Origin of the sequence: Streptomyces sp. NPDC018610, assembly GCF_044391765.1 — a bacterium.
Classification (GTDB): domain Bacteria; phylum Actinomycetota; class Actinomycetes; order Streptomycetales; family Streptomycetaceae; genus Streptomyces.
Window position 1 is genome coordinate 444740 of record NZ_JBISAL010000007.1, and the last position, 23655, is coordinate 468394.

25 protein-coding genes are annotated in these 23655 nt (G+C 73.3%); 13 read left to right on the plus strand and 12 right to left on the minus strand.

Annotated elements, in window-relative coordinates:
• Window positions 1-14 precede the first annotated feature (14 nt).
• Window positions 15-551 carry a flavin reductase family protein gene (locus ACH5A8_RS20610; protein WP_399003875.1) on the plus strand — a complete coding sequence of 179 codons (537 nt, stop codon included), beginning with the start codon at window positions 15-17 and terminating at the stop codon, window positions 549-551.
• A complete protein-coding gene (locus tag ACH5A8_RS20615) occupies window positions 548-1489 on the plus strand; it encodes an MBL fold metallo-hydrolase (protein WP_399003877.1) in 942 nt (313 codons plus the stop codon). The genes ACH5A8_RS20610 and ACH5A8_RS20615 overlap by 4 nt, the downstream gene beginning before the upstream one ends.
• A 71-nt stretch (window positions 1490-1560) precedes the next feature.
• Here the strand turns inward: ACH5A8_RS20615 and ACH5A8_RS20620 are convergent, their stop codons facing one another.
• Together ACH5A8_RS20620 and ACH5A8_RS20625 are read right to left on the minus strand one after the other, a co-directional pair.
• Window positions 1561-2010: a nuclear transport factor 2 family protein gene (locus tag ACH5A8_RS20620; protein ID WP_399003879.1), complete on the minus strand. Its 450-nt coding sequence runs from the start codon at window positions 2008-2010 to the stop codon at window positions 1561-1563.
• Between the two features lie 101 nt (window positions 2011-2111).
• On the minus strand, window positions 2112-3710 hold the full coding sequence (locus ACH5A8_RS20625) for a helix-turn-helix domain-containing protein (protein ID WP_399003881.1): 1599 nt from the start codon (window positions 3708-3710) through the stop codon (window positions 2112-2114).
• Between the two features lie 209 nt (window positions 3711-3919).
• On the opposite strand from ACH5A8_RS20625, the gene ACH5A8_RS20630 reads away from it, so the two are divergent.
• Together ACH5A8_RS20630 and ACH5A8_RS20635 are read left to right on the plus strand one after the other, a co-directional pair.
• Window positions 3920-4720, plus strand: a complete 801-nt coding sequence (locus ACH5A8_RS20630) for a DUF4232 domain-containing protein (RefSeq protein WP_399003883.1) — start codon at window positions 3920-3922, stop codon at window positions 4718-4720.
• Between the two features lie 239 nt (window positions 4721-4959).
• Window positions 4960-5166, plus strand: coding sequence for a hypothetical protein (locus ACH5A8_RS20635; RefSeq protein WP_399003885.1), 207 nt, complete (start codon window positions 4960-4962; stop codon window positions 5164-5166).
• On the opposite strand, the gene hemB is transcribed toward ACH5A8_RS20635, so the two are convergent.
• Together hemB and ACH5A8_RS20645 are read right to left on the minus strand one after the other, a co-directional pair.
• Window positions 5130-6122 carry a porphobilinogen synthase gene (hemB, locus tag ACH5A8_RS20640; protein ID WP_399003886.1) on the minus strand — a complete coding sequence of 331 codons (993 nt, stop codon included), beginning with the start codon at window positions 6120-6122 and terminating at the stop codon, window positions 5130-5132. The genes ACH5A8_RS20635 and hemB overlap by 37 nt on opposite strands.
• 10 nt (window positions 6123-6132) lie before the next feature.
• The gene (locus tag ACH5A8_RS20645; protein WP_399003888.1) at window positions 6133-7167 is read right to left on the minus strand and encodes a helix-turn-helix transcriptional regulator; all 1035 of its coding nucleotides are present in this window, start codon (window positions 7165-7167) and stop codon (window positions 6133-6135) included.
• A gap of 71 nt (window positions 7168-7238) precedes the next feature.
• Here ACH5A8_RS20645 and ACH5A8_RS20650 point away from each other — a divergent pair, with 71 nt between their 5' ends.
• Window positions 7239-7649: a VOC family protein gene (locus ACH5A8_RS20650; protein WP_399003890.1), complete on the plus strand. Its 411-nt coding sequence runs from the start codon at window positions 7239-7241 to the stop codon at window positions 7647-7649.
• Window positions 7650-7942: 293 nt separating this feature from the next.
• Here ACH5A8_RS20650 and ACH5A8_RS20655 read toward each other — a convergent pair whose 3' ends face one another.
• Window positions 7943-8521, minus strand: a complete 579-nt coding sequence (locus ACH5A8_RS20655) for a TetR/AcrR family transcriptional regulator (RefSeq protein WP_399003892.1) — start codon at window positions 8519-8521, stop codon at window positions 7943-7945.
• Between the two features lie 92 nt (window positions 8522-8613).
• Here ACH5A8_RS20655 and ACH5A8_RS20660 point away from each other — a divergent pair, with 92 nt between their 5' ends.
• From ACH5A8_RS20660 to ACH5A8_RS20680, 5 genes are all read left to right on the plus strand, one after another.
• Window positions 8614-9060 carry an anthrone oxygenase family protein gene (locus tag ACH5A8_RS20660; RefSeq protein ID WP_399003894.1) on the plus strand — a complete coding sequence of 149 codons (447 nt, stop codon included), beginning with the start codon at window positions 8614-8616 and terminating at the stop codon, window positions 9058-9060.
• A 26-nt stretch (window positions 9061-9086) separates the two neighbouring features.
• The gene (locus ACH5A8_RS20665) at window positions 9087-9512 is read left to right on the plus strand and encodes a DUF4267 domain-containing protein (RefSeq protein ID WP_399003896.1); all 426 of its coding nucleotides are present in this window, start codon (window positions 9087-9089) and stop codon (window positions 9510-9512) included.
• 63 nt (window positions 9513-9575) lie between these two features.
• Window positions 9576-10409 carry a hypothetical protein gene (locus ACH5A8_RS20670; RefSeq protein ID WP_399003898.1) on the plus strand — a complete coding sequence of 278 codons (834 nt, stop codon included), beginning with the start codon at window positions 9576-9578 and terminating at the stop codon, window positions 10407-10409.
• 130 nt (window positions 10410-10539) lie between these two features.
• Complete coding sequence (locus ACH5A8_RS20675) at window positions 10540-11379, plus strand: helix-turn-helix domain-containing protein (protein WP_399003899.1); 840 nt, start codon at window positions 10540-10542, stop codon at window positions 11377-11379.
• Complete coding sequence (locus ACH5A8_RS20680) at window positions 11376-11579, plus strand: DUF397 domain-containing protein (RefSeq protein WP_399003900.1); 204 nt, start codon at window positions 11376-11378, stop codon at window positions 11577-11579. The genes ACH5A8_RS20675 and ACH5A8_RS20680 overlap by 4 nt, the downstream gene beginning before the upstream one ends.
• Window positions 11580-11658: 79 nt before the next feature.
• On the opposite strand, the gene ACH5A8_RS20685 is transcribed toward ACH5A8_RS20680, so the two are convergent.
• The 5 genes from ACH5A8_RS20685 to ACH5A8_RS20705 all read right to left on the minus strand — a co-directional run bounded on the left by ACH5A8_RS20685 (window position 11659) and on the right by ACH5A8_RS20705 (window position 17530).
• Window positions 11659-13365, minus strand: coding sequence for a uroporphyrinogen-III synthase (locus ACH5A8_RS20685; RefSeq protein WP_399003901.1), 1707 nt, complete (start codon window positions 13363-13365; stop codon window positions 11659-11661).
• Window positions 13362-14360: a hydroxymethylbilane synthase gene (gene hemC, locus ACH5A8_RS20690; RefSeq protein ID WP_399003903.1), complete on the minus strand. Its 999-nt coding sequence runs from the start codon at window positions 14358-14360 to the stop codon at window positions 13362-13364. The genes ACH5A8_RS20685 and hemC overlap by 4 nt, the downstream gene beginning before the upstream one ends.
• The gene (locus ACH5A8_RS20695) at window positions 14357-16165 is read right to left on the minus strand and encodes a glutamyl-tRNA reductase (protein ID WP_399003905.1); all 1809 of its coding nucleotides are present in this window, start codon (window positions 16163-16165) and stop codon (window positions 14357-14359) included. Before ACH5A8_RS20695 ends, hemC begins: the two co-directional genes overlap by 4 nt.
• The gene (locus tag ACH5A8_RS20700; protein WP_399003907.1) at window positions 16162-16926 is read right to left on the minus strand and encodes a redox-sensing transcriptional repressor Rex; all 765 of its coding nucleotides are present in this window, start codon (window positions 16924-16926) and stop codon (window positions 16162-16164) included. Before ACH5A8_RS20700 ends, ACH5A8_RS20695 begins: the two co-directional genes overlap by 4 nt.
• 328 nt (window positions 16927-17254) lie before the next feature.
• Window positions 17255-17530 (minus strand): glutaredoxin family protein, encoded by a 276-nt coding sequence (locus tag ACH5A8_RS20705; RefSeq protein ID WP_399003909.1) that lies wholly within the window; start codon window positions 17528-17530, stop codon window positions 17255-17257.
• A 136-nt stretch (window positions 17531-17666) separates the two neighbouring features.
• Here ACH5A8_RS20705 and ACH5A8_RS20710 point away from each other — a divergent pair, with 136 nt between their 5' ends.
• The 3 genes from ACH5A8_RS20710 (at window position 17667) to ACH5A8_RS20720 (ending at window position 21301) form a co-directional block, all read left to right on the plus strand.
• Window positions 17667-18587 carry an HAD family hydrolase gene (locus ACH5A8_RS20710; RefSeq protein WP_399003911.1) on the plus strand — a complete coding sequence of 307 codons (921 nt, stop codon included), beginning with the start codon at window positions 17667-17669 and terminating at the stop codon, window positions 18585-18587.
• A 408-nt stretch (window positions 18588-18995) separates the two neighbouring features.
• On the plus strand, window positions 18996-19820 hold the full coding sequence (locus ACH5A8_RS20715) for an ECF subfamily RNA polymerase sigma factor, BldN family (RefSeq protein WP_399003913.1): 825 nt from the start codon (window positions 18996-18998) through the stop codon (window positions 19818-19820).
• Between the two features lie 233 nt (window positions 19821-20053).
• Window positions 20054-21301: a DUF5667 domain-containing protein gene (locus tag ACH5A8_RS20720; RefSeq protein WP_399003914.1), complete on the plus strand. Its 1248-nt coding sequence runs from the start codon at window positions 20054-20056 to the stop codon at window positions 21299-21301.
• A 127-nt stretch (window positions 21302-21428) separates the two neighbouring features.
• Here the strand turns inward: ACH5A8_RS20720 and ACH5A8_RS20725 are convergent, their stop codons facing one another.
• Together ACH5A8_RS20725 and ACH5A8_RS20730 are read right to left on the minus strand one after the other, a co-directional pair.
• Window positions 21429-22535, minus strand: a complete 1107-nt coding sequence (locus ACH5A8_RS20725) for a lysophospholipid acyltransferase family protein (RefSeq protein WP_399003916.1) — start codon at window positions 22533-22535, stop codon at window positions 21429-21431.
• A gap of 14 nt (window positions 22536-22549) precedes the next feature.
• A complete protein-coding gene (locus tag ACH5A8_RS20730; RefSeq protein WP_399003918.1) occupies window positions 22550-23611 on the minus strand; it encodes an NAD-dependent epimerase/dehydratase family protein in 1062 nt (353 codons plus the stop codon).
• Window positions 23612-23655 lie beyond the last annotated feature (44 nt).

Here is a 23655-nt window from a genome sequence, read left to right on the forward strand (position 1 = left end):
GACGGAGCCCGGACATGACAGCTGCAGGCGCAGTGCTCACCGAACCCGACGTGGCCGCGTTCCGGTCCGCGATGGGCCGGTTCCCCACCGGTGTCGCCCTGCTGACGCAGGGCAGCGCCGAACAGACCATCGTGATGACCCTGAACAGCCTGACCTCGGTGTCCCTGGCCCCCCTGCTCCTCCTGGTGTCCGTCAAGGCCGACGGCCGGATGCGTCCGCGCATCTCCCGCTCCGGGAGCTTCGCGGTGAACGTGCTCGCGGAGGCCCAGCGGGACCTGGCGCAGGAGTTCTGCCGGCCGGACCGCTCGGAGGGGGAGGCCGCGATGCTGCGCCTGTCGGCCGTCGAGGGAGTCACCGGCAACGCGGTGCTGCCGGCGGCGGAGGCCTGTTTCGAGTGCGTCCTGGACGCCGAGCACACCGCGGGCGACCACACCCTGCTGATCGGCCGGGTGGTGGCCCTGTCGGGCGGCGCGGCCGGCCCGGACCCGCTCGTCTTCCACCAGGGCCGCTTCGGCCGGCTGCCCGCGACCGGTACGGAGGCGGCGGCGTGAGCACGACGGCACAGCAGGAGGTCCGCGGGGCCGCCGGCGGGCAGGGCACGCTGGAGCGGGTGGCGGACGGCGTGTACGCGTTCGTCCAGCCGGACGGCGGCTGGTGCCTGAACAACGCGGGCGTGGTGGTCGGCCGGGACCTGACGGTCGTGGTCGACACGGCGGCGACCGAGAGCCGGGCCCGCCGGCTGCGCGCGGAGGTGGACCGGGTCGCTCCGGGCGGGGCCGACTACGTGGTCAACACCCACTTCCACGGCGACCACACCTTCGGCAACGGGCAGTTCACGCCGCGCGCCACGGTCGTCGCGCACGAGGGCGCCCGGGCCGACGCCGAGGAGGCGGGCCTGTCGGTACGGCAGCTGTGGCCGGACGTGCACTGGGGCGAGACGCCACTGGTCCTGCCGACGCTCACCTTCACCGAGTCGCTGACCCTGCGCGCCGGTGACGTGCGGGTGGAGCTGCTGCACGTCGGGCCGGCCCACACCGCGAACGACGTGGTGGCCTGGGTGCCGGAGCGTTCGGTGCTGTTCACCGGCGACGTCGTGTGGTCCGGGGTGACGCCGTTCGTGCTGTTCGGCACGGTCGCCGGTTCGCTGCGGGCGATCGCGCGGATGCGCGCGCTCGGCCCGCGGACGGTGGTGCCGGGCCACGGCCCGGTGGGCGGTACGGAGCTGCTCGACGCGACCGAGGAGTACCTGCTGTGGCTCCAGCGGCTCGCCGAGGAGGGCGTCCGCGAGGGGCTGACCCCGATGGAGGCCGCCCGCCGCTCGGGCCCCGGCCGCTACGCCGGCCTCATCGACCCGGAACGGCTGGTGGCCAATCTGCACCGGGTGTACGCGGAGCTGGACGGTCTGGCGCCGGGCGCCCGGATGGACATCATGGTCCCGTTCCAGGAGATGGCGCAGTACCACGGCGGCCTGCCGCCCTGCCACGCCTGAGACGCCGCCACCAGCAGGGAGGGGCCCCGCGGAAGCGGGGCCCCTCCCTGCCGCGGTGTGCGCCGAAGGCTTCAGGCGCCGGCGGGCGCGTCGCGGTGGATGACTCGCGAGCGGGTCAGCAACCGGCCGTCGCGACGCACGAGTTCGTCCTCGACGGTGAAGGTGGGCTGGAAGTTCACCTTGCCCTCGCGGTCGGTCTGGGTGACCAGCGTGTAGTACGACACCCGCACCAGGTCGGCGTCGGACGGGTCGGGCTCGATCAGCAGGTGGCCGAACCAGTGCCGTACGGCGATGTCCTTGTAGCGCGGCAGGTTCGCGCGCATGCCCGCGATCATCTCGGCGCGACCGCGCTGCCGCTGTCCTCCGGCGTGCACCACCTCCCCGTCGTCGGTGAAGGTGTCCGCGAAGCCCTCGATGTCGAGGGAGTCCACCCGCCGCATCTGCAGCGCGTAGAAGGTCTGCACCTCGGCGTAGAGGTCCCCGCTGACCTGGTGCCGCAGGGTCCCGACGGGCTGAGACATGGATTCTCCCTTCGAGGCGCCGCCCCGGTGGCCGCCCTCGCCCCCAGGCTGCCCGACCCCGCCCGCAGCCCCGCTGGAGAAGCGCTCGGGACCGGGCCCGTTCACTCCCCGGAGACCGGCTCCCAGTCCTTGCCGCCCAGCGGATAGGCGTAGTACGCCTTGTGGGAACCGCTGGTGCGGAACGGCTTGCCGTGGTCGTCGACGCGCACGGTGCCGTGCCGGTCGCCGCTCGACCAGTCCAGCTCCAGGTACCAGCTGACGTCGTGCCCGCTGGTGTGCCCGTCGACGTAGAAGACCTCGGGGTCGGACTCGCTCACCTTGTACGGGAAGTTCCGCTGCCCGCCGATCGGTTGGACCAGGGGGTTGGTCAGATCGAGCTGCACGTCGAAGGACTTGGTGTCCACACCGCCGCCGCAGCCGACGCCCATCGCGTACTTGTTCCAGGTCAGCGGCGCGTCACTGCGCACCACGCGTACGTGCAGGGCCTGCAGCACGACCGTCTTGGCGCCGGTGCCCTGCACGGTCAGCGCGAGCATCTGGTGGTCGGCGGCGACCGCGCCGAGCGCCGTGCTCCAGCCGACCACGTTCTGCTGGGGAGGCGGCGTCGGCACGTTCTGCGGGCTGCGGTCGACCAGGAAGCTCTGCTCGCAGGGCACGTCCCAGTAGTACGGGGTGGTGGCGACCGTGATTGCCGGACCCGAACCGGCCGCGTCCGCGCCGCCGGAGGACCCGGTGACCCCGGCGCCCCCCAGGGAGGCGGTGCGGCTCGGCGTGACGGTGGGCGTCCGGGACGGGGACGAGGACGGCGACGGGGACAGGGACGGTGACGTGCTCGCCGTCGGACCGGGCGACCGGTCGGCGTGCGGTACGGGCGCGGCGGCGGAGCCGGTCTCGGCGGCGCGCTGGACGGTGCCGGCGCCGTCGGAGTGCCCCGGCACCAGGTTCACGACGAGCACCGTGGCCGCGGCGACCGCGACGACCCCGGCGCCGGCGAGCAGCGCGGCGGACCGCCTGCGGGCGGCCCCGCCGGGCCGGGAGGCGGCCGGGGACCCGACCGGGGAAGCGGCCCGGACCGCGGGGGCCGGGGACGGGGCCGGGACAGGAGTGCGGGCGGGCTCGGGGCGGGCGGCGGATTCGCGCCCGGACCCGGGTCCGGCCTCGCGGCCCCGCTCCGCCTCGGACGCGGCCCCGGGGTTGCGTTCCGCCTCGGACGCGGCCCCGCGGTTGCGTTCCGCCTCGGCCGCGGACGACGGGCGGGACTCGCCCACCGGCTCGGGCCGTACCCCGGGCTCGGGCCCCGAGTCCGACGGGGGCCGCGCGTCGGACGCGGACTCGGTCACGGATGCGGCTTCGGGTTCGGCTTCCGGCTCGGACGCGGGTTCGGGCGCCTGCCGAGGCTCGGGCGCCGGCTCGGTCCCGGGGCGTCCTCCCGCCGCGGCCCCGCCGCCCGCGGCCTTCGTCCCCCGCAGCGCGTCCGCCCGGATCCAGCGGCGGTGCAGTTCGAGGAGTTCGTCGGGGGTCGCCCGGCAGATGCGGGCCAGTCGCTCGACGGGGGCGAACTCCGTCGGCACGACGTCCCCGTTGACGTACCGGTGCACCGTCGACGCGCTCATGTGCAGGCGCTTGCCCAGCGCGCCGTAGCTGAGCCCCGACCGCTCCTTGAGCTCCCCCAGCAGCTGTGCGAAGTCGTCGCCCGACACCGTTCCCCGTCCTCCCCGCATCCCCGGAAAGCGTTCCAGGAGGATGCCGTCTCCGCAGGTCAGAGCCGCTTCCGGCATTCCGGCGTCCCGCATGTCCCGGCGCCGCTGGCCCCTGGAACGGATCCTCCCACAAGCTGTGGTCCATCAAGCACGCCGCTCCCGGCAACCGGTCGAGCGGCACACCACCGCACATCGAATCGGGGGCTCCCATGTCCGCTCGCACCACCCGCAGCCGCACCGCCCGCACCACCCGCACCCGCCTCTTCGCGGCCACCGCGCTCTCGCTCGCCGCCCTGTCGCTGACCGCCTGCAACGGCACGGACGCGATCGGCGCCGGCTCCTCCTCCCCGGTCGCCGCGCAGGGCGGGCAGTCCTCCGGCACCACGTCGGCGCAGGACGGCACCGGCTCCGCCGCACGGACCACGGGCGGCACCGCCGACACCACCGGTTCGAAGGGCTCGACCGCGACGACCGGCTCGACCGGCTCGCAGGGCTCGGCCGCGTCCACCGGCTCCCGGAGCGGCGGCAACGGCTCCACCGGCGGCACCGGAGCGGCAACGGGCGGCAGCGGCGGCTCCCAGGCCGCCGGCCGGTCCTCCGGCCTGCCCGGCAAGTGCGGCGCGAAGTCGGTCCGGATCAGGGCGACGGTGGTGTCCCGGCCGCTCAACCACCTGCTGCTGACCGCCACCAACACCGGTTCGAAGACGTGCATGCTGCCCCCGTACCCGATGGCTCGGTTCGGCGAGGCGCAGGCGGTGCCGCCGGTCGCGGAGGACACCAAGCCGCAGTCCCTCACCGGGCTGGCGCCGGGCGAGTCCGGCTACGCGGGTGTCCTCCTGTCGGCCGGCGACGGCAGCGCGGCGCACGGCCACACCGTCCACACCCTGACGGTCCCGTTCGACGACGGTTCGATCGCCACGGTCGCGCTGCCCGCCAAGGGCGTCTACGTCGACGACAGCCTGACGGTGACGTACTGGCAGGCCAGCCTGGACCTCGCCCTGGACCACTGACCGCGCCACGGGACCGCACGTCCCGTACCACGTCCCGGAAGGACGCCGTTCCCGCAGGTCACAGGCGGTGACGGCGTCCCGGCGTCCCATGTTCGCGCGCGGCGGTGGCGCAGGGGCGGCCCGGCGGCACAAGCTGGACCGGCCGGCCGGCGCGGTCCGTCGGCACCGCTTCAGGGGCGGGAGAGGCCGCCGCCCCGCCCGCCCGCACGATCCGCTCACGCTCGTCCACAGGGGGACCCATGCCCGCGCGCCCCGTCCGCGTCCGACTGCTCGCCGCCACGGTGCTCGTCCTCGCCGCGACCTCCGCCCTCACGGGCTGCGACGACGGTCAGGGCGTACGCGACGAGGGCCCGTCGTCCGTCTCCAGGTCGCTGGGGACGGGCGACGGGCCCTGCGGTCACGGCTCGGCTCAGCCCAGCTTCTGCGCGACCTCGACCGCCCAGTAGGTGAGGATGTTCACGGCCCCGGCCCGCTTGATGCCCGTGAGGGCCTCCAGGATGGCGCGGTCGCGGTCGATCCAGCCCTTCTCGGCGGCGGCCTCGATCATCGAGTACTCGCCGGAGATCTGGTACGCGGCGACGGGCACGTTCGCGGCGTCGGCGACCTTGGCGATGACGTCGAGGTAGGGACCGGCCGGCTTGACCATCACCATGTCGGCGCCCTCCCCCAGGTCCAGCTCCAGCTCGCGCAGCGACTCGCGCAGGTTGGCCGGGTCCTGCTGGTAGGTCTTGCGGTCGCCCTGGAGGGAGGAACCGACGGCCTCCCGGAAGGGCCCGTAGAAGGCGGACGAGTACTTCACGGTGTAGGCGAGGACGGCGACGTCCTCCCGGCCGATCTGGTCGAGGGCGTCGCGGATGACGCCGATCTGCCCGTCCATCATCCCGCTGGGGCCCACGATGTGCGCACCGGCGTCGGCCTGGACCTGCGCCATCTCGGCGTACCGCTCCAGCGTGGCGTCGTTGTCGACCCGCCCGGCGGCGTCCAGCACACCGCAGTGCCCGTGGTCGGTGAACTCGTCCAGGCACAGGTCGGACATGACGAGCAGCTCGTCGCCCACCTCGGCGCGCACGTCGCGCAGCGCGACCTGGAGGATCCCGTCGGGGTCGGTCCCGGCGGTGCCGAAGGCGTCCTTCTTGGCCTCCTCGGGCACGCCGAAGAGCATGATCCCGGAGATCCCGGCCGCCACCGCCTCGGCCGCGGCCTTCTTCAGGCTGTCCCGCGTGTGCTGCACGACCCCGGGCATCGCCGCGACCGGCACCGGCTCGCTCACGCCCTCCCGCACGAACGCGGGAAGGATGAAGTCCGCCGGGTGCAGCCGGGTCTCGGCGACCATACGGCGCATGGCGGGGGTGGTGCGCAGCCGACGAGGACGCGTACCGGGGAAGGATCCGTACTTCGTCATGCCTTCTACGCTACGCCCGCCCACCCGGTGCCTTTGCCGACTCCGAGTCGGGCGCCGCTCCGCACGCCCCGCCCCCGGTCCCCTCCGTCCCGCCCTCCTCCAGAGCCTCCAGAAGCGCGCGCGTACGGCGCTCGAGGGCCTGCCGTACGGAGTCGGGCGCGAGGACCCGCAGCGGCGTGGCGAGGCTGAGCAGGTAGCGGGCGAGCCCGTCCGGGTCGGGGCCGCCGACGTCGACGACGGTGGCGTCGGGGCCGTCGGGGCGGTGCGCGCCGACGGTCGACGGGACCAGCCGCAGCGCCTGGTCCAGGCCGACGGGGAGGCGCACGGTGGCGTACATCGGATACGGGCCGGTCGCGATGTTGCGGGAGACGAGCAGCGCCGGGTCGGGCGGGTCGGTCAGCTCCGCCGGCTGCCCGGTGAGCTGGATCCGCTCGACCCGGTCGGCACGGAACGTGCGCCACTGGCCGCGCGTCACGTCCCGCGCGACGAGGTACCAGCGGCGTCCGGTGTGCACGAGGCGGTACGGGTCGACGTCGCGGACGGTGGCCCGGCCCTCCCCGTCGCGGTAGGACAGCCGGGCCCGTTCGCCGGCCCGGCAGGCGGCGGCCAGTTCCAGCAGCAGCCCGGCCGTGATCTGCGGCTCGTCGGGGCGGGGCGTGCGCACGAAGGCGGCGTCCACCCCGGCCAGCCGGTCGGCGACCCGTCGCGGCAGCACCTGGCGCAGCTTCAGCAGGGCGGACAGCGCGGCCTGGTCCCCGCCGGCGGCGCCGCTCAGCGCCGTCTCGCGCAGCCCGACGGCCACGGCGAGCGCCTCCTCGTCGTCCAGGATCAGCGGCGGCACCCGTCCGCCGGCCCGCAGCCGGTACCCGCCCCAGGGCCCGGGCTCGGAGTCGACGACGTACCCGAGTTCCCGCAGCCTGGCGATGTCGCGCCGCACCGTCCGCTCGGTGACCGCCGTCCGCTCGGCCAGCTCGGCACAGGTCCAGGACGGGCGTGCGGCGAGGACGGCGAGCAGCCGCAGCAGCCGGGCGGACGCGCTGATCACATCCGGGAGTCTTCCACAGCGCGCGACGACCAGGACCGGAACTGTCCGGGTCACGTCCTAGCGTGCTCCCCATGAGCACCGAGAACAGCACGACCACCGAAGTCCCCGCGTCCGCCCCCGCGTTCCGGTTCGCCGCGGTCACCTTCGACTGCCCGGACCCGGCCGAACTGGCCCGCTTCTACGGCGAGGCCCTCGACCTGCCCGTCGCCTTCGCCGGTGACGACTTCGTCTTCCTCGCCAAGGACGGCGCGCCCGGCCTCGGCTTCAACCGCCTGACGGACTACCGCCGGCCGACCTGGCCGGACCCCGCCCAGGAGAAGCAGGCCCACATCGAGATCGGCGTCGACGCCCTCGACCCCGCCGAGGCGCGCCTCCTCTCCCTGGGCGCCACCAAGCCCGCCCACCAGCCCGCCCCCGACGACCGCTGGCGAGTCCTCCTGGACCCCGCCGGCCACCCGTTCTGCATCACGACACTGGTCTGATCCCGCGTCCGGCGCGGCCGTCCCCGGCAGACGGCCGCGCCGACGGCCACACAGCCCGTGCCGCCGCCCGGAGCCGAGCTCCGCCCGGCGGCACTCTCACGTCAGCCATGGATCCAGGGCCGCAGTGGGCGGACGTCCCACGGAAGCGCCGCCTCCGCGCCCGCCGCACCTGGGCGGCCGTGTTTCCACAGCCGCCGTTGGGACGCGGCCGAGGACCGCGACGGGCCACGCTCGCGGGCCCGGCGTCCTGAGAGCGGCGACCGCGGACCGGGCGTGGTCGCCGGGACGGTGTGTCAGACCACGGCGAGCCGGTCCACCAGCAGCTCCACCCTCTGCGCGGCGTCCTCCGGCAGCAACCGTCCCGCCCGGGTCAGGGTGGCGAGGCCGTGCAGGGACGCCCAGAACACCTCGGTGAACAGCCCCGGGGGGACACCGTCCCCGGCGACCTCGCCCAGGCTCTCCAGCAGCGCGGCGAAGGCGTCCTTCAGCGGCTCCGGCGTGTCCTCCTGCGCGTACAACAGGCCGCCGTCGAGCTGGAACAGGGCGTCGTAGACCGCCGGGTTGCGCGCGGCGAAGTCGAGGTAGGCGCGGGCGAGCGCGGCGACTCGCTCGCGTGGGCCGTCCGCGGCGGAGGTCGCGGCACGCACCGCCGCGGCCAGCTCGGCGGCGCCCTCCAGGGCGACGGCGCCGATGATCTCCCGCTTACCGCGGAAGTGGCTGTAGAGGACCGGCTGGCTGTACTCGATGCGCTCGGCGAGCCGACGGGTCGTGACCATGTCCCAGCCCTGCTGCTCGGCGAGTTCGCGGGCCGTCGCCACGATGAGGCGCTCGCGCTCCGCCCGTTCGCGCTGCTTGCGATCTTGTACTGACATGACTTCGATCCTAGCACCGCTAGACAACCGAGCGGCAGCAGTACTAGCGTTGCCTCGTCATCTAGCAGCGCTAGATTCCAGGAGGGGTCATCATGTTCAACGCACTCGAGGTGTTCACCACCGTGATCGTCGGCCTGATGGTGGGGGTGGAGTTCTCCGTCGCCTTCGTCATGAACCGGATCTTCAACGCCCTTCCCGAGGACAGCGATCAGCTCGCCCGCGCCCACGGGGGCCGGATGCTCGGCGCCCTCATGCCTTTCTGGTACATCGGCTCGCTCGTCCTCAGCGCGGTCTGGGCCGTCGCCGGATGGGACCGCCCCGGCGCCGGACGCGTCGTCGTCGCCGCCGCGCTGCTGATCGTGAGCGTGATCATGTCGCTCCTGCTGCTCGTCCCGATCAACAACCGCGGCAAGACGTGGACCCCCGAGAACCGGCCCGCGGACTGGAAGGAGCAGATGAACCGCTGGGACCGCTACCACTACGTCCGCGTCGCCGTCATCGTCGCCGCCTTCACCTTCCTGGTCACCGCCCTCGTCTGAGACCGACACCCACAAGGAGCAGAACCATGTCGCTGAAGAAGATCAACACCGTCCTGGCCGCCGCCTTCGTCCTCTTCATCCTCTGGTTCGGGTCGGAGTTCATCCTGCGCCCGGAGACGGTGGCGCCGGGCTTCGGCCTGCCGAGCCGGCCGTCCGGCGACGGCGGCGGCTTCCTGATCGTCAAGGGAACCCGCGACGTCGTCATGGCCCTGGTACTGGGTGTCCTGCTGGTGGCAGGTCACCGCCGGGCGCTGGGCGCGGTGATGCTGGTGGAGGCCCTCGCCGCGTACGGGGACATGGCCAACGTGCTGGCCCACCACGGCTCCGTGGCCACCGCGCTCGGCGTCCACGGCCTGACCGCGACACTGATGGTGGTCAACGGCCTGCTGATCATGCACGAGACCCGCAAGGTCGCGGCCGCTCCGGTGACGCGCGCCCCGCAACCCGCCTGAGACCCCCGGTCGGGCGGAACCGACGCGGTGCAATGCGCACCGTGACCCTCATACGGTTGTCGCATGATGATCAGATCGGGCGGGCCGCGCAGGCTCGGGGTGCCGAAGTCCGAGGCGCGGTTGCGGTTCGAGGCGGAGCGGCAGGAGACAGGGGGCGGGCCGGGGCGCAGGCTGCTCACGGTCGACGGGGAGGCCGCCTTCGAGCTCAGCTTCTGGTGCGGATCCTGCCCGTTCCTGTTCCGCCGTCTGGCGAGCGCCCGGCAGACGCTGTCGCTGGAGAAGGTGCGGGAGCGGCTCACCGGGTCGCTGTCCGACCCCGGCGAGGGCGGCGTCGCCGACGCGTTCGCCGCGTTGCTGCCGGAGGGCGCGTACCTTCCGGTGCTGCTGCACGTGGAGCCCCGTCTGGTCGTCCCCGGCCGGGAAGGCGACTACTTCAGCCACGAGCAGGTGGCCACCTGGGGGCTCGACCAGTTCTGGGGGCTGCCGGAGTACCCGCACACGCCGTACTACCGGACCTTCGAGACCGAGGTCGACGCCTCCGCCCACCTCTACGAGTTCGTCGTGCCGATGGTCCCGCCGACGTCGAACGAGAGGGAGCGCGTCGAGGAGTACGTCCGGGACATGGGCCGGGGAGCGGTCCCGACGGCGGTGGCGGTCTCGACGCTGGACGTCTGCGAACCCGCGGCCGGCCTGCCCGACGACCACTACCGCCACTGGGGTCTGACGCACTTCCTCCTCGACGGCCACCACAAGCTGGAGGCCGCGGCCACGGCCGGCCGCCCGGTGCGGCTCCTCTCGCTCCTGGCCCTCGGCGAGAGCCTGGCCGAGCCCGAGGACCTCGCCCGGCTGCCCGCCCTGCGCAGCCGCCCCCGCTCGGCCCGGGTGCCCGGGTCCTGAAGCTCCCGCCCCGCCCGTGCGGCCGATGTCTGTCCGGGGCGTGTCCGGTTCCGTCCGGGCCGTCCGGGTGACCGGGCGCGGACGCCCGGAGTTGAACCGGGGAAGGGCGCGCGACGGGAGGGCGACGGACATGGGCGAGTGGGAAGCGGGGCCGGACGACGAGGAGGCCGGGGCCGTGATGCGCATGGTCGGCCGGCAGCTGAAGCTGTGGCGGCAGGCGAGCGGCCGCACCCAGGCCGAGTTCGGCACGGCCATCGGCTACAGCGAGGAACAGGTCTCCGCGGTGGAGCGGGGGCGGCGCATTCCGCGACCGGAGTACCTGGACCGGGCGGACGAGGTGCTGGGGGCGGGTGGCCGCGTCGCCACGATGAAGAAGGACGTGGAGGAGGCCCGGTACCCGAAGAAGGTACGGGACCTGAAGAAGCTGGAGGCGGAGGCGGTCGAACTCTGCGCGTACAACAACTCCGTGATCCACGGGTTGTTGCAGACCGAGGAGTACGCACGGGCAGTCTTCAACGCTCGTCGACCAGGCTTCACAGAGGAAGAAGTGGAGCAACACGTCACAGCGCGCATGGCGCGCCAGGAGATCCTCGACCCTTTGACGGGGCGGCGTGTGTTCAGCTTCGTTCAGTGCGAGTCGACGCTTCGCAGGCCCATGGGGGGCAGGATGGTGATGCGACAGCAACTCGAACGGCTGTTGGAGGTGGGACACCAGCGCATCGTGGACCTCCAAGTCCTCCCCCTTGACCGGGAGGAGAACTCGGGGACCGACGGTTCGTTCAGGCTCCTCAGACTCAAGGACGGGACCACGGTCGCGTTCAGCGAAGCACCGCTCAGCAGCCGGGTAATGACGGATCCCAAGGAGACAACGGTCCTCGACATCCGCTACGGAGCCCTCCGCGCTCAGGCTCTCAGCCCCCGGGACTCGTTGGCCTTCGTCGAGAAAGTACTGGGAGAGACAACGACATGACGCTCAAGGCATCTGTAGCCGACGCCAAGGTGGAGTGGATAAAAAGCAGCTACAGCACGGCCGATGGTCCCGACTGCGTCGAGGTGGCCCCCCTCCCCGACCACGTCCTCGTCCGCGACTCCAAGAACCCCGCCGGCCCCCGCCTCGCCCTCACCCCCACCGCCTGGGCGGGCTTCCTGCCGTACGCCGCCGGTCACTGAGCCAACGCCCGCGGCCCGCGCCCGGGTTCACGGGTGCGGGCCGCGCCGTACGGTCGGTCGGCGGGACGACGGCCGGGTGTCAGGTCGTCGAGCGACGCCTCCGCGCGCCCGGGCGGCGTTCGCTCGGGCGGGTCACCGGGTCGCCGGCCTCCAGGGCGGCGGCGCGGCGGCGCAGGCCGAAGTCGGCCAGGGCCTCGGCGAGCTTGTGGACCGACGGCTCGGGGGCCATCACGTCCACCCGCAGGCCGTGCTCCTCCGCCGTCTTCGCGGTGGCCGGGCCGATGCAGGCGATCACCGTCACGTTGTGCGGCTTGCCCGCGATGCCGACCAGGTTGCGGACCGTGGAGGACGAGGTGAAGAGCACGGCGTCGAAGCCGCCGCCCTTGATCGCCTCGCGGGTCTCCGCCGGGGGCGGCGAGGCGCGGACGGTGCGGTAGGCCGTGACGTCGTCGACCTCCCAGCCCAGCTCGATCAGCCCGGCGACCAGGGTCTCCGTGGCGATGTCGGCGCGCGGCAGGAAGACGCGGTCGATCGGGTCGAAGACCGGGTCGTAGGGCGGCCAGTCCTCCAGCAGACCGGCGGCCGACTGCTCGCCGCTCGGCACCAGGTCCGGCTTCACGCCGAAGGCGATCAGCGCCCTGGCGGTCTGCTCGCCCACCGCCGCGACCTTGATGCCCGCGAAGGCGCGCGCGTCGAGGCCGTACTCCTCGAACTTCTCGCGGACCGCCTTGACGGCGTTGACGCTGGTGAACGCGATCCACTCGTAGCGGCCGGTCACCAGGCCCTTGACCGCGCGCTCCATCTGCTGGGGCGTGCGCGGCGGCTCCACGGCGATCGTGGGCACCTCGTGCGGTACGGCGCCGTAGGACCGCAGCTGGTCGGAGAGCGACGCGGCCTGCTCCTTGGTGCGCGGCACGAGGACCTTCCAGCCGAACAGCGGCTTGGACTCGAACCACGAGAGCTGGTCGCGCTGCGCGGCGGCGCTGCGCTCGCCGACCACGGCTATCACCGGCCGGCCGCCGTCCGGGGACGGCAGCACCTTGGCCTGCTTCAGCGTCTGGGCGACCGTCCCGAGGGTGGCGGACCAGGTGCGCTGACGGGTGGTCGTGCCGGCGACGGTGACCGTCATCGGGGTGTCCGGCTTACGGCCGGCCGACACCAGTTCACCGGCCGCGGCGGCCACCGCGTCCAGCGTCGTGGAGACCACGACGGTGCCGTCGGAGGCGCCGACCTCGGTCCAGCAGCGGCCCGAGGCCGTACGGGCGTCGACGAACCGTACGTCGGTGCCCTCGGCGTCCCGCAGCGGCACACCGGCGTACGCGGGCACGCCGACGGCGCTGGCGATGCCGGGGACCACCTCGAAGGGGACACCGGCCGCGGCGCACGCGAGCATCTCGGCGGCGGCGTCCGTGTCCAGCCCCGGGTCACCGGTCACCGCACGCACGACCCGCCTGCCGCTCCGCGCGGCCTCCATGACAAGATGTGCGGCATCCCGTACCACGGGGACACCAACGGTTGCTGACTTGCCGTCAACGACCGTGAGCTGAGGCGTGCCCGTGCCCGGAACCGGGTTCGACGAGGGATCCGGATCCGTGTGCACGACGGCGACGCCGGCTCGTGCGTGCGTGCGTACGACGTCGAGCACCTCGTGCTCGGCGACGAGGACGTCCGCGTTCGCCAGCGCCTCCACGGCGCGCAGGGTCAGCAGTCCCGGATCTCCGGGTCCGGCACCGAGGAAGGTGACGTGCCCGTGTTCCGGACCGGCGGGAAGGGTGGTGGGGCTCAAAGTGCTCGCTCCCCCATCAGACCGGCCGCGCCCCGGGCGAGCATCTCGGTGGCGAGTTCGCGACCGAACGCCACCGCCTCCTCGTGCGTCCGGGGTACGGGACCGGTGGTGGACAACTGCACCAGCGTGGAGCCGTCGGTCGTGCCGACGACGCCGCGCAGGCGCATTTCCTTGACAGTCGTCTGCCCGTCGGCCTGGACGTCCCCCCGCTCGAACGGAGCCGAGAGAGGGGGAAGGTCGGCCAACGCGCCCACAGGGGCGCTGCAACCGGCCTCCAGGGCGGCGAGCAGGGAACGCTCGGCCGTCACGGCGGCCCGCGTGTGCGGGTCGTCGAGTTCGGCGAGCGCGGCGACGAGGTCCGCGTTGGCGGCGGCGCACTCGATCGCCAGGGCCCCCTGGCCGGGGGCGGGCAGAACCGTGTCGACCGACAGGAAGTCGGTCACTTCGTCGCTGCGGCCGATCCGGTTCAGGCCGGCCGCCGCCAGGACCACCGCGTCCAGTTCGCCGCTGTGCACGAACCCGATGCGGGTGTCGACGTTGCCCCGTATCGGGACCGTCTCGATGTCCAGGCCGTGGGCGCGGGCGTACGCGTTCAGCTGGGCCATGCGGCGCGGCGAGCCGGTGCCGACGCGAGCGCCGCGCGGCAGGTCGGCGAACTTCAGCGCGTCCCGGGCGACGAGCACGTCGCGCGGGTCCTCGCGCTCGGGTATGGCGGCCAGGACGAGCTCGTCGGGCTGCGCGGTGGGGAGGTCCTTCAGCGAGTGAACCGCGAAGTCCACCTCGCCCCGGGCCAGCGCCTCACGCAGCGCCGCGACGAACACGCCCGTGCCGCCGATCTGTGCCAGGTGCTCACGGGAGGTGTCGCCGTAGGTGGTGATCTCGACGAGCTCGACAGGCCGTCCGGTCACCTGGCTCACGGCGTCCGCCACCTGCCCGGACTGGGCCATGGCGAGCTTGCTCCGCCTGGTCCCGAGCCTCAGTGCCTTCTCACTCATGCTGGCCCTCGGTTCTTGCCGTTCTTGTCGAAGTCGTCGTTGTCCCCGGTGCCGACGGCACCGTTCGCGGCCCGGGAGACGGAGGCCACCGTCTCCGGGTCGAGGTCGAACAGGGTGCGCAGCGCGTCCGCGTACCCGGCGCCGCCGGGCTCGGCCGCGAGCTGCTTGACCCTGACGGTCGGCGCGTGCAGCAGTTTGTCCACGACCCGCCGCACGGTCTGGGTGATCTCCGCCCGGTGCTTGTCGTCGAGGCCGGGCAGCCGGCCCTCCAGGCGGGCGATCTCGTTGCTGACGACGTCGGCGGCCATGGTGCGCAGGGCGACCACGGTGGGCGTGATGTGCGCCGCCCGCTGCGCCGCGCCGAAGGCCGCGACCTCGTCGGCGACGATCCCGCGGACCTGGTCGACGTCGGAGGCCATCGGGGCGTCCGCGGAGGCCGCGGCCAGCGACTCGATGTCCACCAGGCGCGCCCCGGCCAGCCGGTGCACGGCCGCGTCGACGTCGCGCGGCATCGCCAGGTCGAGGACGAAGAGGGCCGGCTCGGGGCGCGGCGCCACGGGCGCCGGCTCCGGCTTGCGGCGCTCGGGGATGCGGCCGACGGTGGCGGCGGTCGCCGCGAGCGCGGTGATCAGCTCCGCGTCGGCCTCCACCCCGCGCCCGGCCCCGTCCCGGCGGTCCGCCGTCCCTCCCCCGAGCTCTCGCCTCCGCTCGAGCAGGGAGGTGCCTCCCTCGACCCATGTGCCGTGCTGCTCCAGCGCGGCAGCGTCGATGCCGGCGACCGCGGACTCGCCCAGCAGGGAGAAGCCGGGCTCCACGGTGGCCAGGTCCAGCGGGCAGCCGTCCTCACCGACGGTGGCCGGCGGCAGGGGCGTCTCGCGTACGTCGCCGCGCGCGGCCTTCGCCTGCGTACGGCCGTCCCCGGACGCCTCCGAGCCGGGCTCGGCCACGGCGGCGGGCGCGCCGGTGCGGCCCTCGACGGCGGCGGCGATCGTCTCGGCGGTCAGCACGAGGCCGGTCGCTCCGGTGCAGGAGACGGCGACGTCTGCACGTGTCAGCTCGGCCGGCACCGCGTCCATCGGTACCGCGCGGGCCGCCACGTGCGTGTCGTCGCCCTCGGTGAGGATCCGCGCGAGTCGCTCGGCGCGCTCCATGGTGCGGTTGGCGATCACGATCTCGCCGACCCCGGCGCGCGCCAGCGTGGCCGCGGCCAGCGAGGACATGGAGCCCGCGCCGATGACCAGGGCCTTCTTGCCGTGCGCCCAGGCCTCGACGTCGGCGCCCCGGGACAGCTGCTCCAGGCCGAAGGTGACCAGGGACTGCCCGGCGCGGTCGATGCCGGTCTCCGAGTGGGCGCGCTTGCCCACCCTGAGGGCCTGCTGGAACAGGTCGTTCAGCAGCCGGCCGGCGGTGTGCAGTTCCTGCGCGCGGGCCAGGGAGTCCTTTATCTGGCCGAGGATCTGGCCCTCGCCGACGACCATCGAGTCCAGTCCGCAGGCCACCGAGAAGAGGTGGTGGACGGCCCGGTCCTCGTAGTGCACATAGAGATAGGGAGTGAGCTCCTCCAGGCCGACCCCGCTGTGCTGGGCGAGCAGCGTGGACAGCTCGGCGACACCGGCGTGGAACTTGTCCACGTCGGCGTACAGCTCGATGCGGTTGCAGGTGGCGAGGACGGCGGCCTCGGTGGCGGGCTCCGCGGCCACGGTGTCCTGCAGCAGCTTGTTCCGGTCGTCCTCGTTCAGCGAGGCGCGTTCCAGGACGCTGACCGGGGCGCTGCGGTGGCTCAGTCCGACGACGAGGAGGCTCATGCCGGCATCACGGCGGGCACGTCCCCGTCGGGTCCCTGGTCGGCGGACGCCTTGCGGGCGGTGCCGGCGGCGGGCAGCGCGCCGTCGGCGGCGGCCTCCTCGCCGGCCTTGCGCTGCTCGTGGAAGGCGAGGATCTGCAGCTCGATGGAGAGGTCGACCTTGCGCACGTCGACGCCGTCGGGCACGTTCAGCACGGTCGGCGCGAAGTTGAGGATGGAGGTGACGCCGGCGGCGACGAGCCGGTCGCAGACCTGCTGGGCGGCGCCCGCGGGGGTCGCGATCACGCCGATCGACACGCCGTTGTCCTGGATGATCCGCTCCAGGTCGTCGGTGTGCTGGACGGGGATGCCGGCGACGGGCTTGCCGGCCATCGCCGGGTCGGCGTCGATGAGGGCGGCGACCCGGAAACCGCGGGAGGCGAAGCCGCCGTAGTTGGCGAGGGCGGCGCCGAGGTTGCCGATACCGACGATCACAACCGGCCAGTCCTGGGTCAGGCCCAGTTCGCGGGAGATCTGGTACACGAGATACTCGACGTCGTAGCCCACACCCCGGGTCCCGTAGGAACCGAGGTAGGAGAAGTCCTTGCGCAGTTTCGCGGAGTTGACCCCCGCCGCGGCCGCGAGCTCCTCGGAGGAGACCGTGGGCACCGAGCGCTCCGACAGTGCGGTCAGGGCTCGGAGGTACAGCGGAAGGCGGGCGACGGTGGCCTCGGGAATTCCTCGGCTACGGGTCGCCGGTCGGTGAGTTCGGCCAGTTGCCACGGTGCTCCTGCGGGTAGAGCGGGGCTTCGGGCGGTCATACGTCCCCGGACCGCCCCGTCGAATGCAGGCTATGTCTTTGTGAACGCGTGCACAAAGATGGTGTCCGATTTGCCCGGCCAACGTGACCGGGGTCACGCGCCCCCGGCGCTCTGTCGTGGAACCGGCGCACTCGCGCCCGCGTTCCTTCTTTGTTGGGGGCAAAACCGCACACGCTCCTCTACGATCCCCGCCCCCGAGACCAAGTCGCCGTCGATCCTAAGCGAATTTCGGTCAGTTTGTACTCACCGGTCAGTCTTGATCAGCGGGCGTACCCCGGGCCGGCCGGCGGTCAGCCGGTCAGCGCCCCGCGCAGCCGCTCCTCGTTCACCCGCCAGAACGTGTGCTGCTCGCCGTCGATCAGGACGACCGGGATCTGCTCCCAGTAACGGTCGTGCAGCTCCCGGTCCTCGGTGATGTCCTTCTGCTCCCAGGGCACGCCGAGTTCGGCGCACACCTTCTCGACGACGGCCTGCGCGTCGTCGCACAGATGACAGCCGGGCTTGCGGACGAGGGTGACCAGCCGGTCCTGGGGCGCGGGGCCCTTGCGGCGGAAGAGGGGACTCATGGCGGCCATTGTCGCCCGTCCGGGCCTCCGCCACGGCCCGCGCGCACCCCGGCGGCGGACCACATGTCGCGCGGAGTTCACGCCCTCCGTACCTCGCGGCTCCGGAACCTCCGAACGGACTGGCTATGCTCACGCCATGGCCGCTCTCGGATGGCTCACCCCCCGTAGGCGCTCCGCCACGGCGCGGAGCGTGTTGGCAGGCGAGGCCTCGGCGGAGGCCGCGCGCAAGTCCTCGCAGGAGGCGGCGCCGCCCCCGCAGGAGGAGGCCGAGTTCCCGGTGCACGGGGACGACCGCGCCGCCGCCTTCTTCGACCTGGACAACACCGTCATGCAGGGCGCCGCCCTGTTCCACTTCGGCCGGGGGCTGTACAAACGGAAGTTCTTCGAGACCCGCGACCTCGCCCGGTTCGCCTGGCAGCAGGCCTGGTTCCGGCTGGCCGGCGTCGAGGACCCCGAGCACATGCAGAACGCCCGCGACTCGGCGCTGTCCATCGTGAAGGGCCACCGGGTCTCGGAGCTGAAGTCGATCGGCGAGGAGATCTACGACGAGTACATGGCCGAGCGGATCTGGCCGGGCACCCGCGCGCTGGCCCAGGCCCACCTCGACGCCGGACAGAAGGTGTGGCTCGTGACCGCCGCGCCCGTCGAGATCGCCCAGGTCATCGCCCGCCGCCTCGGCCTGACCGGCGCGCTCGGCACGGTCGCCGAGTCCGTCGCCGGCGTCTACACCGGCCGCCTCGTCGGCGAACCGCTGCACGGTCCCGCCAAGGCGGAGGCGGTCCGCGCCCTCGCCGCGGCGGAGGGCCTGGACCTCTCGCGCTGCGCCGCCTACAGCGACTCCCACAACGACATCCCCATGCTGTCGCTGGTCGGCCACCCCTACGCCATCAACCCCGACGCCAAGCTGCGCCGGCACGCCCGCGAGATGGACTGGCGCCTGCGCGACTACCGCACGGGCCGCAAGGCCGCGAAGGTCGGCATCCCCGCGGCGGCCGGCGTCGGCGCGGTCGCCGGCGGCACCGCCGCGGCCATCGCGCTGCACCGACGACGCCGGTGAGGCACCGCCGGCGCCCCACCGGGAGACCCGGGCGCCGGCGCCCCGGTCGCCTCACGGACAATCAGGCGCCACTTCGGTCACATTCGTACGCCCCGGCCTGATTCCGATCGGACGAGCGAATGTACCCACCCGGCGCCCCCGCCACTCCCCTTGGCGGTACATCGCCACAACACGTCCGCGACTCATACCGAAGCCGGACCGAATCGATCAGCAAACGGTCACTCATAGGCACCTGATCGGGCGTCAACCGGTTACAGATACGACGTAATCGATGATTTGAGCAACTCGGTGTAGCAGCCCCTGCACGAAGCGTTATTCTCCTCAGACGCAAACCGGTATCTCTCCGTCGCCACGACGGGTGAACGGTTCCGCACTGCACGTGAATGAAGCTCTGCCTCTGGGAGTCCCGTGTACCCACACGTCGGGGTTGACGCCTCGGGCCTGGCTACGCTCCGCGCTACGGTCCTGGAGCTGCTGCGTGGTCTTGTCCCCACCGCGTACGCCGGTCCCGCCTTCGCCGCCGCCGCGCCCGTAGGCCCGTGCTACGCGCTGGCCGACGGCATGGAGCAGGGGCCCGCGCGCAGCGCCGTCGTCGAAGGGCGGCGGACCGGTGACGGGCGGGCCGGCGGGCGGCGCGGGCGCCCGGCCGGGGGCGCCGCGGTACGGCGGCCGGCCGCGGACAGCGACAGCGCCCGGATGATGGAGCTGGTCGAGCGCGCCCAGGCCGGCGAGGCCGAGGCCTTCGGCCGCCTCTACGACCAGTACAGCGACACGGTGTACCGGTACGTCTACTACCGGGTCGGCGGCAAGGCGACGGCCGAGGACCTGACCAGCGAGACCTTTCTGCGCGCCCTGCGCCGCATCGGGACCTTCACCTGGCAGGGCCGCGACTTCGGCGCCTGGCTGGTCACCATCGCCCGCAACCTGGTCGCCGACCACTTCAAGTCCAGCCGCTTCCGGCTGGAGGTCACCACCGGCGAGATGCTCGACGCCAACGAGGTCGAGCGCTCCCCGGAGGACTCCGTCCTGGAGTCCCTGTCCAACGCCGCCCTCCTCGACGCCGTCCGCCGTCTCAACCCGCAGCAGCAGGAGTGCGTCACGCTCCGCTTCCTGCAAGGCCTCTCGGTCGCCGAGACCGCCCGGGTGATGGGCAAGAACGAGGGCGCCATCAAGACCCTCCAGTACCGGGCCGTGCGCACCCTCGCCCGGCTCCTCCCGGAGGACGCCCGCTGACCCTCCCGGCCGGGCGTCCGTCAACTCGCCTGTCTTCGGCGTACGTTGACTTCTCGATCCGATCCCCGGGGGTCCGTAACCGAAGTGCCGAGCCGCTCGTTGTGCGGGATAGAGGCTCCCTGCGGTCACGCCTTGGCCCACGCTGATCACCCGTCCGGGTGGCGGCGGTCGCGGGCGTGCAACCCTCAGGACCCCTGGGGAGTCGACCGTCATGACGAGAGGAGGTGCCGCCAGTGATCGCGAACGTATCGGCGCACCGGCGGGCGAACGCCTTCGCCCAGGCCCTGGAGGAGCTGTCCGACCAGGGCACGGCGGCCGAGCGGTCCGAGGGACCGGCTCCGGACCCGGCGGCGGATGGGACCGAGCAGGGCCGGCTCCTGGCCCTCGCCACCGGTCTCGACGCGCTGCCGCGGCCCGGGCTGGATCCCGAGGTCAAGGTCGCCCAGCGGGCCCGACTGGTGGCCGCGATGGAGGCCATGCTCCAGGAGGGCACCGCCGCGGGCGAGGCGAGGGACCTTTCCGCGCTGCCCGGGCAGCGCTCCCACCGGGGCCACGGCGCCCACCGGGCGAGCGGCCTGGGGAAACTGCGGCCGCGCACACGGCTGGCGAAGGGCCTGGCCGCGGGCGGGCTCAGCGTCGGGGTGGCCGCGGGAGCGTTCGGCGGGGTGGCGGCCGCCAGCTCCGACGCCCTCCCCGGTGACTCGCTGTACGGCCTCAAGCGCGGCATCGAGGACTTCAGGCTCAACTACCTGACCGACGGCGCCGACGAGCAGGGCCAGGCCTATCTGGACCTGGCCGGCACCCGTCTCGGCGAGGCCCGCCGGCTGATGGAACGCGACCGCGGCGGCCACCTCGACCACGAGGACGTCGCAGAGATCCGCCGCACCCTGTCCGGGATGCGGCACGACGCGGCCGAGGGCCACCGCCTGCTCCACGAGGCCTACGAGCGCGACCCCGACTCCCTGGGCCCCATCCAGGCCCTCTCCACCTTCTCCCGCTCCCACCGCGAGGCCTGGGGCGCCCTGCGGGAGAGGCTGCCCGTGCAGCTGGTCGACGTCGGCGACCAGGTGTCGTCGGTGTTCGCCGCCATAGACGAAGAGGTCGCCCCGCTCCAGTCGCTGCTGCCCGAGCCCACGGCCACCGGCGGCGGCGACGGCAAGCGGCACGGCACCGGGCCGAGCGCCTCCGCGCACTCCACCCGCCCCGGCCGGACGGCCACGCCCAGCACCGGCGGCGGTACGCCGTCCAGCGGTCACCGCTCCGGCAGCGGCAGCCCCAGCGCGTCGTCCGGCTCCGGCTCCGAGAACGGCACCGGGCTGATCGGCGGCGCCGCCGGCGGCCTGCTCGACCCGCCGACGCCCAGCGGCAGCACCTCGCCGACCCCCGGCAAGTCGCCCGCCACCGGGCCCGACGTGACGATCCCGCCCCTCCTCCCGGGCCTCCTGCCAGGCCTCGGCATCGAGGGCGAGGACGCCGACTAGGCAGCCGGTGCGAAAGGCCTGAGGCAGCATGACGGCGCTGTGGGCGCCCTCCGTCGACGAGGGCGCCCACAGCGCCGTACGCGCGCACGCGCCGACGGCCGCCCGGACGACCGAAGCGGCGCCCGCCTCAGAAGAACACCGACCTGCGCTGCACCAGCAGCTTGTACAGGGTGTGCTGGATCTGCTCGCGGACCTGGTCGGTCAGGTTGAACATCAGCATCGGGTCCTCCGCCGCCTCCGGCGGGTAGCCGTCCGTCGGGATCGGCTCGCCGAACTGGATCGTCCACTTCGTCGGCAGCGGGACCATGCCCAGCGGGCCCAGCCAGGGGAAGGTCGGCGTCAGCGGGAAGTACGGGATGCCGAGCAGCCGCGCCAGGGTCTTGGCGTTGCCGATCATCGGGTAGATCTCCTCCGCGCCGACGATCGAGCACGGCACGATCGGCACGCCCTGGCGCAGCGCGGTGGACACGAAACCACCCCTGCCGAAACGTTGCAGCTTGTAGCGATCACCGAAGGGCTTGCCGATGCCCTTGAAGCCCTCCGGCATCACTCCGACCAGCTCGCCCTGCCCGAGCAGCCGTTCGGCGTCCTCCGCGCAGGCGAGGGTGTGACCGAGCTTGCGGGCCAGCTCGTTGACCACCGGCAGCACGAACACCAGGTCGGCCGCGAGGAGCCGCAGATGCCGCCCGGCCGGATGGTGGTCGTGGACGGCGACCTGCATCATCAGGCCGTCCAGCGGCAGCGTCCCCGAGTGGTTGGCGACGATCAGCGCGCCGCCCTCCTTCGGGATGTTCTCGACGCCCTTCACATCGACCCGGAAGTATTTCTCGTACACCGGGCGCAGCAGGGACATCAGGACCTGGTCGGTCAGTTCGGCGTCGTAACCGAAGTCGTCGACGTCGTACTGACCCGTGATGCGGCGGCGCAGGAACGACAGGCCGCTCGCGATGCGCCGCTCCAGGCCGCTGCCCGGCCCGCCCGCGGATTCCGTGCCGTCGCTCTCCCGGGGCCCGGTCGGCGGCCGCTCGCCGGAGCTGTCGGCAGTGGTCACCGGATCCTCGTCCTCCCGTGCCGCGGTCAGTGCCTGCAGCGGCTGCACCTCGCGGACCGCCGCGGGCTCGCCGCCGGGCGCGGCGGGGCGCCGGCCGCCCGTGCTACGGCGCCGCGCCGGCCGTTGTCCCGCGCCCCCGCGGGACCGGTCGTCGTCGAACGGAATGACCTTGGCGTCCGCCATCGTTGCTGCGCTCCTCAGTTGGCGCTCTGCGTCGAAAGGTGGCCACTGGCCCGGTGGGTCAGCGCGGTGATCCGGTCGACGGCCCCCGCCAGGGCCTCCGGCGGCAGCAGTCCGGGGCCGCGGCTGCGGGCGAAGTCCGCGAAGGTCTCCGCGGTCGTGTACCGGGGCACGAAGCCCAGCGTCTCGCGCATCTCGTCCGTGGCCACCACCCTGCCGTGGGTGAGCAGCCGGATCTGCTCCGGCGAGAAGTCCGTCATCCCCAGCGTACGCACCAGCGAGCCCGCCCAGGTGACCGCCGGCAGCAGCAGCGGCACCGTGGGGCGGCCCAGCCGCCTGGCGCACTGGGACAGCAGCAGCACGCCGTCCCCGGCGATGTTGAACGTGCCGCTGTTGAGCGTGCCGCGCCGGGCCTCGTGGGAGGCGATCCGCAGCACCTCGATCACGTCGTCCTCGTGCGCGAACTGCAGCCGCGGGTCGTAGCCGAACACCGACGGCAGGACCGGCAGCGAGAAGTAGGAGGCGAGCGGCGTGTCCACCGTGGGACCCAGGATGTTGGCGAACCGCAGGACGCACACGGCCACGTCCGGCCGCCGCCGCGCGAAGCCCCGTACGTAGCCCTCGACCTCGACCGTGTCCTTGGCGAAGCCGCCGCTGGGCAGGGACTTGGCCGGGGTGGTCTCGGTGAAGACCGCCGGGTCCCGGGGCGCGGAGCCGTAGACGTTGGTGGAGGACTTCACCACCAGCCGCTTCACGCTCGGGGACTTCTGGCAGGCGCCGAGCAGCTGCATGGTGCCGATGACGTTGGTCTCCTTGACCGTGGCCCGGCTGCCGCCGCCCAGGGCGGTGCCGGTCACGTCCATGTGGACGACCGTGTCGGCGCCCGTCTCGGCGAGGACCCGCGCGATGGTGGGATGGCGGATGTCCGCCTGGACGAAGTCCGCGCCGCCGAGATGGTGCTCGGGCGGGACCACGTCCACGGCGACGACCCGGTCCACCTGCGGATCACGCTGGATCCGCCGGACGAACCGGCCGGCCAGCCGGCGGGCCACTCCGGTCACGAGCACGACCTGTCCCAAGATCAGCGCCTTCCTTCCGCACCTGGTTCCGGCACCCGGTCCGC